General features: G+C 68.3%; 16 protein-coding genes. 6 read left to right on the top strand and 10 right to left on the bottom strand.

The window, feature by feature from the left end; genetic code table 11:
* Positions 1-2 precede the first annotated feature (2 nt).
* The 8 genes from ACWGIS_RS13250 to ACWGIS_RS13215 form a co-directional block, all read right to left on the bottom strand.
* The gene (locus tag ACWGIS_RS13250; RefSeq protein ID WP_453362494.1) at positions 3-185 is read right to left on the bottom strand and encodes a hypothetical protein; all 183 of its coding nucleotides are present in this window, start codon (positions 183-185) and stop codon (positions 3-5) included.
* Positions 186-279: 94 nt separating this feature from the next.
* Positions 280-825 carry a GGDEF domain-containing protein gene (locus ACWGIS_RS13245; protein ID WP_453362493.1) on the bottom strand — a complete coding sequence of 182 codons (546 nt, stop codon included), beginning with the start codon at positions 823-825 and terminating at the stop codon, positions 280-282.
* A 3-nt stretch (positions 826-828) separates the two neighbouring features.
* Positions 829-1,146 (bottom strand): SpdD-like protein, encoded by a 318-nt coding sequence (locus tag ACWGIS_RS13240; protein WP_453362492.1) that lies wholly within the window; start codon positions 1,144-1,146, stop codon positions 829-831.
* Between the two features lie 21 nt (positions 1,147-1,167).
* Complete coding sequence (locus tag ACWGIS_RS13235; protein WP_383553680.1) at positions 1,168-1,323, bottom strand: hypothetical protein; 156 nt, start codon at positions 1,321-1,323, stop codon at positions 1,168-1,170.
* 14 nt (positions 1,324-1,337) lie between these two features.
* Complete coding sequence (locus ACWGIS_RS13230) at positions 1,338-1,526, bottom strand: mobile element transfer protein (RefSeq protein WP_031017547.1); 189 nt, start codon at positions 1,524-1,526, stop codon at positions 1,338-1,340.
* A gap of 19 nt (positions 1,527-1,545) precedes the next feature.
* A complete protein-coding gene (locus ACWGIS_RS13225) occupies positions 1,546-2,193 on the bottom strand; it encodes a DUF2637 domain-containing protein (RefSeq protein WP_453362491.1) in 648 nt (215 codons plus the stop codon).
* Positions 2,194-2,268: 75 nt separating this feature from the next.
* Entirely contained in the window at positions 2,269-3,609 is a 1,341-nt protein-coding gene (locus ACWGIS_RS13220; RefSeq protein ID WP_453362490.1) for an FtsK/SpoIIIE domain-containing protein, read from the bottom strand.
* 2 nt (positions 3,610-3,611) lie between these two features.
* Positions 3,612-3,944: an SCO3933 family regulatory protein gene (locus ACWGIS_RS13215; protein ID WP_385642369.1), complete on the bottom strand. Its 333-nt coding sequence runs from the start codon at positions 3,942-3,944 to the stop codon at positions 3,612-3,614.
* 161 nt (positions 3,945-4,105) lie between these two features.
* Between ACWGIS_RS13215 and ACWGIS_RS13210 the strand changes: the two genes are divergently transcribed.
* From ACWGIS_RS13210 to ACWGIS_RS13195, 4 genes are all read left to right on the top strand, one after another.
* A complete protein-coding gene (locus tag ACWGIS_RS13210; RefSeq protein WP_453362489.1) occupies positions 4,106-4,894 on the top strand; it encodes a GntR family transcriptional regulator in 789 nt (262 codons plus the stop codon).
* 2 nt (positions 4,895-4,896) lie between these two features.
* Positions 4,897-5,562 (top strand): YdcF family protein, encoded by a 666-nt coding sequence (locus ACWGIS_RS13205; protein ID WP_453362488.1) that lies wholly within the window; start codon positions 4,897-4,899, stop codon positions 5,560-5,562.
* Between the two features lie 614 nt (positions 5,563-6,176).
* Positions 6,177-6,857 (top strand): hypothetical protein, encoded by a 681-nt coding sequence (locus tag ACWGIS_RS13200; RefSeq protein WP_453362487.1) that lies wholly within the window; start codon positions 6,177-6,179, stop codon positions 6,855-6,857.
* Between the two features lie 41 nt (positions 6,858-6,898).
* Positions 6,899-7,990 carry a helix-turn-helix domain-containing protein gene (locus ACWGIS_RS13195; protein ID WP_453362486.1) on the top strand — a complete coding sequence of 364 codons (1,092 nt, stop codon included), beginning with the start codon at positions 6,899-6,901 and terminating at the stop codon, positions 7,988-7,990.
* 353 nt (positions 7,991-8,343) lie between these two features.
* Here the strand turns inward: ACWGIS_RS13195 and ACWGIS_RS13190 are convergent, their stop codons facing one another.
* Positions 8,344-8,598: a lipopolysaccharide assembly protein LapA domain-containing protein gene (locus ACWGIS_RS13190; protein ID WP_453362485.1), complete on the bottom strand. Its 255-nt coding sequence runs from the start codon at positions 8,596-8,598 to the stop codon at positions 8,344-8,346.
* A 321-nt stretch (positions 8,599-8,919) separates the two neighbouring features.
* Positions 8,920-9,276: a DUF6344 domain-containing protein gene (locus ACWGIS_RS13185; RefSeq protein ID WP_453362484.1), complete on the bottom strand. Its 357-nt coding sequence runs from the start codon at positions 9,274-9,276 to the stop codon at positions 8,920-8,922.
* Between the two features lie 327 nt (positions 9,277-9,603).
* Between ACWGIS_RS13185 and ACWGIS_RS13180 the strand changes: the two genes are divergently transcribed.
* Complete coding sequence (locus tag ACWGIS_RS13180; protein WP_003999697.1) at positions 9,604-9,732, top strand: DLW-39 family protein; 129 nt, start codon at positions 9,604-9,606, stop codon at positions 9,730-9,732.
* A gap of 432 nt (positions 9,733-10,164) precedes the next feature.
* Positions 10,165-11,460, top strand: coding sequence for a hypothetical protein (locus tag ACWGIS_RS13175; protein WP_453362483.1), 1,296 nt, complete (start codon positions 10,165-10,167; stop codon positions 11,458-11,460).
* The last annotated feature ends 170 nt before the right edge of the window (positions 11,461-11,630 follow it).

Raw genomic sequence — 11,630 nt, 5'->3', positions numbered from 1 at the left:
GGTCACCGCCCTGCGCGGTACAGCGAGGCGGCGGCGACGGTGCGGCCGGTGCCCTGGCAGGTCGGGCAGGTGACGCGGAGGGTGGCGCGGATGCCGTCGGTTCGGCGGGTGCCGGTGGCGATGGCGGCGGAGGCGAAGCCATCGCAGTCGCGGCAGACCCGCGTTGGCTGGGCGTGCTGGGGCATGATGGGGCTTCCCTTTCAGGTCCCTTGGATCTGGATTGGGTGCAGGCGCCCGGAGCGGCGGAAGTTTGGCGACCGAGGCCGCTCCGGGGGCCGTTCAGTTGTGGACGTTGCGCCTTCCGTGGCCCTTGGCCGCGTACATCCCGGCGTCGGCCGCCGATAGTGCGTCGGTAAGGGCGGGGACCGGCAGGTCGGTGCGGTGGCAGAGGCCGACCGAGGCGGAGACCGGCACAAGTTGTCCGTCATGGGCGACGGGTCGGTCGAGGGCGGTCCGCAGTGCCGTTGTTCCGGGCGTGCGTGCAGGGTCGGTGACGATGGCCGCGAACTCGTCTCCGCCGAGTCGGGCGGCGATGCCATGGCCGGCGCACCAGTCACGTAGTCGGCGGGCGGTCGCCGTAAGGACGGCGTCACCGGCGGGGTGTCCGTGCGTGTCGTTGATGGCCTTGAAGTCGTCCAGGTCGATCAGGATGACGAGCGCGGCCGGGTTCCTGTCGAGCAGATGTTCGGCGCGGGTGGTGAAGCCAACCCGGGTGTGAAGGCCCGTCAGCGGGTCGCGACGGGCGGTGGACAGGCGGCGCAGGAGCAGGCTGCCGTGCAGGGCCCAGCCGAGGGCCGGTAAGGCGGCGGCGATCACGGTTTCCATAGCTCACCGTCCCTTGTGCATGTCGTTGACGAGCAGGCGCAGGACGACGGCGACCAGGGCGACGGACACGCCCGTGATGGCGACCGCCAGGAGCATCGAGACCAAGACCGCACCGACGACGAGGACGACGGCGGTACCGCCGCCGACGAGGGCGAGCACGGTGCCGGGCGTGACCTGGATCGTGGAACGGGTTGAGGCCGGAGCGACCGGGGCCGGCCGAGATGCCGGGGTGCCCGGCGTGATGCTGGTCGGCTCGACCAGGATCGGCGGGGTGGCCAGGCCCGTGGGCTGCGGCATGGTCGGGAGCTTGGGACGGAACATGGGCGGATCTCCTTTCGCGGGTTACTTGACGGCGGTGTCGATGACCGGGGACAGGAGGCTGTCGGCGAGGAGGTAGCCGCCGAGGAGGAGCACAGCCACCAGCCACCAAGGCGGGCGGATGAGCTTGATGCCGAGGAAGCCGACGACGAGCAGCGCGAGCCAGAGCGGGACGTCCATGACGCGGTGTCCTCCTATGCCTTGCAGCGGTGGGTGCGGGCGGCGAGTTCGGCGGCGGAGCGGTCGTGGTAGTCGGCGGAGAAGCCGCAGCGCGGGGCGGTGCAGGCGGCGGTGTGCATCTCGCGGCCCCGACCGTCGTAGTACGTGCCGACCTGCACGGGCCCGATCCGAATCCGGTTACGGAAGCGGCGGTAGACGCTCATGGGTAGTTCTCCTTCCTGGTCAGGTGAGCTGGAGTTGGGCGGCGATTGCGTCGGTCATCGGCGCGGGCAGGTCGAGCCGGGCCGAAAGGGCCTCCGCGGGCATCGGGGCACCGGTGGACGCTTGGTGTGCGTCGGCGAGCTTGCGGGCGTGATCCAGCAGCGCGGCCGGTACCGCGGGCTGCGACGGTGCCGGTGGCAGCTCGGACGGGGCGGGTGCCGCAGGAGCGTCAGAGTGTGTGACGTCGGCTTCCGGCGGACCTGCCGGTTCGTCGTCCAAAGGCTGTGCAGGAGCAGGGCCGTGATTGTCGGCCGGGGTGTGGACCAGGAGAGTTCCGCCGAGGAAAGCCAGGGCGGGCCAGCCAGCAACGAGGATGCGTAGCCAGTCGGGCACGTGGGCCAGGTCGAGGAGTCCGGCGGTCGCGATGTTCGCGCCGAGCGAGGCGAACAGGGCGATGACGAACCAGGTCCAGGCGGAGCGGTCCCGGCGGGCCGTGCGCAATCGGCGCCAGGCGGCGACCAAGAGCAGGTCGACGGAGATCGGGTAGGCCCAGGCTTTCCAGCCGGACTGTCCGGCGGCTTCGGCCAGGTCATGCAAGTGGGCGAAGGACAGCGCGCCGGCGATGACGGCCTGGACCAGCACGGCGTCGATACGGATCGAGCGGGGCATGGGGGCACCTCCCTTCGAGGGGGGTTGGGCGAGGGAAGGAGCGGGGAGCGGTGGCCGGCCGCCCGGCCGTGGGGATCAGTCGGTGACCGGGCGCGGCTTGACCAGCGACGGACCGGCCACCGGCGCCTCGGTGGGCACGAGAGGCCGGAACGGGTCGAGGGCGGGGAAGTCCGGGACCAAGTGGGCGAACTCTTGGCAGGCTGCGATCACTTCCGCGCGGGACGTGTGCGGGGTGCGGATCTTCGACCAGCCGCCCGTCGAGTCGACCGCGACAGCCGTCCCGGGGCGCTCCATCGGGATCAGACCGGCAGCCAATACGGCGTCCGGGGCCACGTCCGCCAGGCCCATTTCGGCGGTCTGCTTGTCGTTGACCCGGTGCACGACACGGCCTGTGAGCTGGGCACGGAGCATGGTGGCGCCCTTGCCCAGGTCGGAGCCGAAGCGCTGCCCGCAGATTTCCAGGTAGATCCCGACCGCGCGGGCCATCTGCGCCAGCCGGATCAGCGCCGTGACGATCCGCTCGCGGCGTTCCTCGTCCTTCTTCGCCGAGATCAAGAACAGCTCTGCCACCTCGTCGACCAGGACGACGACCGGCACCGGCCGCAGACGTTCGGGCAGCTCCCACACGTCTGAGACCCCGTTCCGGCTCAGCAGGTCGAAGCGGTCTTCCATCTCCGCGACCAGGACCGCGAGCAGGGAAGAGGCATCGTCGGGAGTGGTGACCAGGGCCGACAGCCGGGGAGCGAACGCGGACTGTTCCACCCCGCGCTTGCAGTCGATACCGACCAACGCCACCGGCAACTGAGCCAGCCCTTTGATCAGGTTCCGCTGATACATCGACTTGCCCGAGTGATTCGCGCCCAGCGTCAGCGCCATCGGGGCCTTGCGGTAGTCCCGCTCGAATGCGGTCCCGTCCTCCCGCAACGCCACCGGCACCACCAGATCGTGCGGGGCAGCCTTGCGTGGCATCCGCACCTGGCGCAGCACGTCATAACCGGTCATGCGCAGCTCGACAAACCCGGGCTTCGTCTCAACGACGGTCACGGAGTGCACACCCCAGGCGTGCCGCAGCCGCTCGGAGGAAGCCGTCACGTCGGCGGGCTCCAGGCCGGCCGGAAGCCGCAGCGTCACCCGCAGGCCGGTCGACGTGGGCCGGACACGACGGATCTTCGGCGGTACCGGCTGGACCTCGCGACGAGCGACGCTGCGTGTCATGAACGCCCGCAGCCCGGACGGTTGAACCGTCAGCCCGCACACATCCATAGTCGACCGGTACGAGAAGGTGAACCGGCCCCAGGTGAGCGGCATGCCCACCAGCGACCAGTAGACCTGCGGGGCCCGTACTCTCGCGTAGCCGAGACCGCTGGCCCCCGCTAACGCCCCCGCGGCCTCCAGGCACATCGTCAGGTCAGCCATGATCAGGCCGCCGGGGTGATCGCGACCGCGCGGAACGAGATCCCGTGCCGCTTCTGGCCGTTGAACTCGTTCTCCCAGTCCCGTGCCTTCAGGCCGTGCACCTTGACGGGCGTCCCCGGCACGAGGTTCTCCGGGTAGCCGTTCTCCGGGACGGTCACCTGGTAGAGGTTGCCCTCCCCCTCGTCCGAGACCAGCAGGCCCACCGTGGACAGCCCCAGGCTCGGGTTGTCCCGGTCCATGGCCCGCTCACCGGTCTTCTTGTTCGCCATCTTCGGTTCCGGCGCGGTTGCCACGAACACGACGGCAGTCGAAAGGTCGATCTTGAACGACGGCATGAGCACTCCCTGTTTTGAAGCTTTGGAGCAGCCCAAAGAAGGCCATTCCTTCCCGCTGTCCTGGGACTGCGGTGGGCTTGCCACGACTGTGGCACGCAGTCCTAGGACTGTCAACAGTCCTGGGACTGTGCTTGACTGGACGGGTTGAGAGGAGTCATGCAATGGCGCCCAAGTGGCGGGAGCTGGCGGACAAGCTGGCTGAACAGATCAAGAGGGGTGAGTACGCCCCCGGCCAGCAGCTCCCGCAGATCAGGGAGCTGGTCGCAGCAGGCGAGGGCAGCAAGTCCACCGTCCATCAGGCATACAAGGCGCTTGAGGCCGAGGGCCTGGTGACGTCGTCTCGCGGTCACGGAACCGTGGTGCGCGAGCGAGTGCCTCTTAAGCGGCTCGGCATCGCCAGGTACGACAAGGCCAAGTGGCGGGACGGCGACGAGGTCGCTTTCATCGCGGACCGTGTGGCTTCCGGCCGGGGGTACCGCCGGAACGAGCAGACCCAGACGGTCAGCCGCGTCGTAGCGCCACCGGAAGTGGCAGCCGCTCATGAACTGCCGGAAGGCGCCGAGGTCTACGCCCGCGCGCGGCTGGTGAAGGAAGGCGATCAGCCGACACACACGTTGACCAGCTACTACCGGCCCGAGCACGTCGAAGGCACTCGATTGGTAGACCCCACGCCGGGGCCCGCCGGCCGAGGCGGAGGGTTCCGCGTGCTGTACGACGCGGGTTACGAGATCGACCACATGAAGGAGCGACTCTTCGCCCGTGCTGCCACACCGGACGAGGTGAAGCAGCTCCAGCTACCGCCGGGCGAACCGGTCGTCGAGCTGCACCGGACGACCTACACGGCCGCGGGCATCGTCGTGGAGTACGCCATCGGGGTACACGCGGCATCGCGCTTCGCGTGGGAGTACGACTTCAAGGTGCCCGACTCAGCGAAGGACAGTGAGGGGTAGCAGTGATCTCGACACAGGATTGGGCAGACGCCCGGCGCGTATGGGACTACCACCAGATGGGTCACTCACCCCGGCCGTGCTCGGTTGCCATCGGGCTCGGGAGCCACGACCTGGGAGTGGCCGACACGGCAGTGGACCTGTACAAGCGCGGCATGGCTCCCCTACTCCTGTTCACCGGTGCCACCAGCCCCACGACACGGGAACGCATGCCCCGCGGTGAAGCGGTGCACTACCGGGAGCGGGCATTGGAACTCGGTGTCCCCAGTACGGCCGTTCTCGTAGAGCCTCGCGCTCGCAACACGGGTGAGAACATCCGCTTCTCGCGAGAACTGTTGGAAGAGGCCGGCATCGAGGTGTCCTCGGTGCTCATGATCAGCAAGCCGTACGAGGAGCGGCGAGCGTACGCCACCGCACGCAAGCTCTGGCCCGAAGTCGAGATCGTCAGCGCTTCCACTCCGATGACGCTCGACCAGTACGTCGACTCCATCGGCGACGCCCGCCTAGTGATCGACATGCTGGTCGGTGCGCTTCAACGACTGATGATCTACCCCGAGCAGGGATTCATGATCAGCCAACCGGTGCCCGCCGACGTGGCCGATGCGTACGAGCGCCTGTGCCAAGCCGGATTCACGAGCCGACTCATGGCCACCGACGCGCCTTCGGCTTGATCCGAGCAAGAGCGAGAGCTGTTACAGGTTTCTCTACCTCATCAAGCCCCGGCTGCGCTCCGCTCCGCCGGGCGCGCTTCCCGGCTCTGGCTGCGCCCGCGCTCCTGCCTTCGGCCCGCTCGGCGCTGCCGCCGCCGACGCGCGCTCACATGTGGATAGGGCCGGAAGCCATGAGTCGATCACCGCATTGCGCCGCCTACGGTCAAGACGATGCCTCCGGCGGGGGATCGGCCGGCACCGGGATGGAGGGGGCGCCGTTCGCGGCCGCGGGCCCGTAGGGGGGTGCCCGGAGGGCTCCCATCCCGTCCACCGCCGACCCAGGCAGAGCCGAGCAGACGCGGTTCATGGCGTCCAGGTCGTTCGTACAGTGGCGCGCTCCACCTGGACGCCATGAACCACGCCCGCTCCACGGTGTGTGGGTCGACGGCGGACGGGATGGGAGCGCGGGTGAGTCGTGAGTAAGGGACGCGTCGGAACCTGTCGGCACACCGACTGGCCTGCTTACAAAGGGACTTGACTACCAATCAAGCCGACAGTTGTCAGTGAGGGACGCTACGCTTATAAAAATCGCCCCTCACCAGAGGGAGCGTTCTTATAACCCCAGGGAGGGGTGTGTGAGCGAGAACGCCTGGGCCAGGCCCGACGAAAGCGGCGGCCACGAAGTTCAGCTCGCGGAACTGGGCTTGAAGTACGAGTACTTCGAGCGCCTGATCAGCGAGGGGGAAGAGGCTCGGGCTGGCGCCACGGAGGACGACGCTGCCAACGCTGCGGGCACCTTTGACTACTTCGCCCGTGTTCGCACCCTGCGCTACCTGCTCAGGACCGAGGAGGGCTGGAAGCGCTACGACCCCAAGCAGTCCCCGCTCACAGTCAACCCCGCCAAGACGATGGCCATTGGGGTCTTGCTGGGCGATGCCCGCACAGGACTGCCGGGGAAGCCGCAGCCTCGAAGTCACAGGCCGGCGGGGGTCGCGAAGGAGTCCTTGGTGGCTCGCAACCAGGACCTCGAACCGGGCCTGTTCCCGCTGCCCCACCAGGAAGAGGCCGAGGCGGAGCTCACGGAGGACGAGTACGCACGTTTGACGACGTGGTACCTGTTGACTTACCGGTACGCAGCGAGGAAGCAGGGCTTCATCGAGGTGCGGAGCGAACTGTCCCTCCCCAGTAGGGTGGGTGCCAAGGGCAAGATCGATAGCTGGGACCGGAGGATCCTCCTTCCTGCTATTCGATTCAAAAGGACGTTCGATTACCCTGAGGGCGACGCTGGCTTCGACGTTCCCGTCGAAGAGTGGTGAGATAGGGGCAATCCGGTCATATGTGAGGGTGGCGGTAGCAGATGGTTTCTTCCTCGCGTATCGCCATCGCTCGCAAGCGAAGGGGGCTCACCCTCGCGGAACTCAGCGAGCGCGTGGGGGTGAGTCTTCAGAGCCTGTCCAACTATGAGACTGGGCGCACCGACCCTACGAGCGAGACGCTTGCAAGGATCTCAGCCGCACTAGACTTCCCGGAATCGTTCTTTCGGAAAAGCGACGTCGAGCTATTGCCGCTAGATGCCGTGTCGTTTCGGGCGCGTAGCAAGCTGGCTGCGGCGCCAAGGGATGCGGCACTCGCTGCCAGCACGTTGGCGTTGGAGTTGAACGACTGGATTGAGTCCCGCTACAAGCTGCCAGCCGCGCAACTGCCTACTTTGGGTCGTCTCGACCCTGAGTCTGCGGCGGACGTTCTTAGGGCACGCTGGGGTTTGGGTGATGCGCCGATCTCGAACATGGTTCACTTGGTCGAATCGCGCGGCGTGCGGGTATTCTCACTGCCCCCCGAGTTTTCTGATGTGGACGCCTTTTCCTTCTGGCGGAATGGTACGCCCTTCATTTTCTTGAGTACTCTGAAGAGTCCGGAGCGTGGACGGTTCGATGTGGCCCACGAGCTAGGCCACCTTGTGCTCCATGGTGAAGAACGGGGTCTTCACGGCCCTCCTGCGGAGAAAGAAGCTAACTCGTTCGCCAGCGCCTTTCTGATGCCACAGGCTAGCGTTAAGAATCTCATTCCGAAGTCGCCCCTGCCATCTCAGATTATTGAGGCTAAGAGGATTTGGAAAGTTGCAGCCATGGCGCTCACGTATCGGCTGCACGATCTTGATCTGTTGTCGGATTGGCACTATCGCAAAGCGTGTATTGAGCTGAGTAAGAAGGGTTACCGGTCTTCGGAACCTCGGGGTATTCCTACTCGCGAAAAATCGCAGCTTTTGGAGAAAGTGTTCAATATGGCGCATGGGAAGGGTATTTCGACTCGTCAAGTTGCAGATGATCTAGACGTCAGTACCCAAGAGCTCAGTAGCTGGATCTTCGGATTGGTGGTCACGGTTCGGGCCGGAGCCGGTCGTGGTGTGCCCCCAGTCGCTTCTAGGCCCCGCCTGTCCATCGTTAGGTGAGCATGGCTCTGCCCGCGAGTGGTGTGGAGATGAGCACAACTCCTGGGACAGCTGGGTTTCCACTCTGTGCCTCGACCTGACACCAGCGGCTGACACCAACAGGGGCGCACGGCGACGGTTCCCGCCGAACACCAGCGGATCGCCGGCCTGGGAGGCGCTAGGGCTGACGAGCGCCAACACCCTCCGATCATCGACCTGATAAGGATGAGGCCACAGGTTCAAATCCTGTTAGCCCCACAGTGCGAAGACCCCCGGTCCGGATGGATCGGGGGTCTTCGGCGTCTGCAGGACTCCTGGGGCCGAGGGCCTGGCCTCCCCGCCGCCGGCCCTGGCCGGAACCGCCTTCCAGGCGACTACCTGCGGGCCCTGCGGTAGGCGATCAGCAGGCCCAGGAGGATGCCGACGAGGAGCGTCGCGGTCAGGACGATCCACAGGGGGAGGGTGACGTCGGAGATCCAGAGCCGGATGGTCACCGACTTGGTGTTGGCGGCGATGAACCAGATGGCGAGGGCTGCGAGCACGAAGAAGCCGACGGAACGCAACCGGTAGTCCCGCCCCTTGACCGTCAAGGTGGACGGCCCACGAGGTTTCGCGGTTTTCTGGGCCATACGACCAGTATCGGCCGGTTCCCGGTAACTGGCGACTCGGTTGTCCCTCCCGGGCCGCCCGTCCAGGTACACGATGTCGCCCGGGCGGTTGCCGCCTCAGAAGTTGCCTAGGGGTCTGTCGTGGAAGTGCCGTGACATGAGGCGTTCGTCGTGCCGGCCGGTGCCGTGGTCCGCTGGGCCGGGGGCAGCGGTGAGGGTCCGAAGAGCCTGGAACGTCGAAGGCCCGGCGACTCGCAGGAGTCGCCGGGCCTTCGCCCTGTGTGGCTTTGTACGCAAGTTCGCCGCTACGTCAGGGGCGTGCCTTGTGGTGGTGCCGCGGGCTCAGTGCTGGAGGGGTGTGAGGGGCTCCGGGGCGGCCTCGGCGGGGGAGTCGTCGTCGCAGGGGGCGTCCGTGTCCGTCGCGGCCTCGTCGTCGGTCGCGCGGTGGCGGCAGCTCGGTGAGGAGCCGTGGGCCTCGGCGCGGATGCGCTGCTTCATCGTGGGGGGCAGGGACCGGCTGTAGGACCAGGCCCAGGGGGATGCCGTCGGCACGGTCACGGCGGTGCCGGTGTTGCGCGGGGCCTCGGCCTGCGGTACCGCGGCGGCCGCGGCGGTCGTGATGAGTCCGAGCGTCGTGCACACCGCGAGGAAGGCGGTGACGATGGCGATCCACAGCTTCATGACCTTGTTCTGGGCCATGGCCCCTCACTTTCGGGTTGGGCGATTTGCGTACTTTCCTCATGATGTGTATGAGCGCCGCGAAGTGGTGGACCGACGCCCGTGGCGCGTCGATGTTCAGATGAACACCACCCGGATGGACCCATGGAGACCGAAAACCCCGGATCTGCGGTGGTAAATCACTGTGTGTGATGAGTTGTCACCCTATGAACGGGGCCCGGCTCTACGGTCCTACTGGGGTGCGCGGGGCGGGAGTTGAGGGCCGACGCAGGTCACCGATCGGTATCGGTCGGTGTGTATAGTCGGGCGCCAGAGGTCCCCTACGTCAAGGAAAGACGAGGTAGCGCGGTGAAGAAGCTTCTCCTGGTCGCACTGGCCGCCATCGGCGGGCTCCTCGTGTACCGCCAGATCCAGGCGGATCGCGCCGAGCAGGATCTGTGGACGGAGGCGACTGACTCCGTGCCCACGGGTTCGTGAGTAGCGACACCAGTCTCAGAGCAGACCCCGGCCGTCCACACGGTCGGGGTTTTGTGTTGTCACGGGCCGGGCGGGCCCGCCGAGCCGGGTCGTTCAGCGCGTGGCGCCCGGGGGAACGCACCGCTTCCGCTCGTGGCCGTGGTCCCGGGAGTTTCGTTTCGGCCTCTCCTGACCGGAGTGCGGGCGCCGTGACGACGTGCGCGGCAGGATGGGCCACGGTCCGGGGGAGACGACGAGGGGTGGCGCGGGATGGGGCGGCGCACGGTGAGGCGCGGCCGTACACCGGTGGCGGTGGTGGCGGCGCTGTGCACGACAGGGGCCCTGGGTGTGACGGCGGCGGTACCGGGACAGGCGGCGGCGAACCCGTCGTCGTGGCCGGCCGGTGCAGCGCAGGGCGCCGGTGCCCGTGCGGGAGCCGTTTCCGCGTCCCCCGTGCACGCGGCCCGGCTGCTCCCCTCCGCCGGTGACCCGGACCCGTACGCCTTCGACGAGGACGCCAGGACGGTCGAGGGCGCGGACGGCGCCACCGGGGCCGTCCGCCTGGAGCCCGGAGGCACGTACCGCAGTTCCATAGGCGAGGACGGCAAGCTCTACTACCGCCTCGAACTCGACGCCGCCTCCAGCGCGTACGTCTCCGCCACGGCCGTGCCCGCCCCGGGGAGCGAGGTCTCGGCGGCGGACGGCGTCAAGGTGTCCGTGCAGGAGGCCGACGGCTCCACCTGCTCCGTCAAGTCCGCCCACATCGGAGCCACCCAGAGCCCGCACCCGATCGCCGCCTCCGCGTCCCGTGAAATCGGGCGCACGAAGTACGTGTGCCAGGAGCCCGGGACGTACTACGCGGTCGTCGAGCGCAGCGGGCCGCCCGGCTCCTCCCCGGACGACTGGGACCTGGAGATCGGCTACGTGACGGAGCCCAGGCTGCGGAAGGCCGACGCGACGACCGCCCCGGAGAACTGGGACTCTGCCCCGCCCGAGGGCCTCCTGGGCGATGCCGGGCGCCGCGTGGGCGGTACCGGCTTCAGCACCGCCGCTCCCCTCGGTGAGGGCGTCTGGCAGACCGGGATCGAGGCCGGGCAGACCCTCTTCTACAAGGTGCCCGTCGACTGGGGCCAGCAGGTCTACGCGACCGCCGAACTCGGCGCCGCGGGCAGCGGCGGCCGCTACGTCGGCACCGCCCTGGCCATGGCGCTCTACAACCCGGTGCGGGGCTTCGTCGAGGACGTCGGCTCCGGGTACGGCGGCAGCCGGCGGTCGGCCGCGCTGCCCGTGCTGCCGCCCGTGGCGTACGACAACCGGCACGCGATCAGCGCCCGGGTGAGCGCGATGCGCTTCGCCGGTTCCTACTACCTCGTGGTGCACCTGGGCGCCGGGGTCGCCGAGAAGTTCGGGGACGGCCCGGTCCCGCTGACGCTGCGCGTGCGCGTGCGCGGCGACGCGGAGGACGGCCCGGCCTACCTGGGCCGCGCCCGGCCGGACGGCGCGTTCGAGGTCACCGCGGAGGACCGCGGGGCGGCCTCCGGAGCGGCGGGAAGCGGCCTGTCGGGCGGGGGCGGCGACGGCACCGAGGACGGCGGCGGAGTCGGCGGGAAGGCCGCGATGAAGGTGGTCGCCGCGACGGGGATCGGGTCCGGCTGCGCGCTGGTGCTCACGCTTGTCCTGTGGACGGCCCTGGCGCGCCGGCGCGCGAGCCCGGCGCGTGCGGGCTCCGGGCGGAGACGGAGCCGCTGAACCCCGGATTCCGAGGGTGAACCCCGGATTCCAAAGATGCACCCGGACTCCGGGGGCGCGGCCGTCACGGGGGCCGAGTACGGCGTGCACCGCGCGGTCTCCGGCATCGGCGGGGCCCGGAGTGGCGGGAAGTCCCGATTCCGCTCCGCTCTCTTCGAGAGTGCCCGTGT

Source organism: Streptomyces sp. NPDC054842 (genome assembly GCF_053611025.1).
The sequence above is the reverse complement of the archived record's forward strand: the minus strand, read 5'-3'. Positions and strand labels throughout refer to the sequence as shown.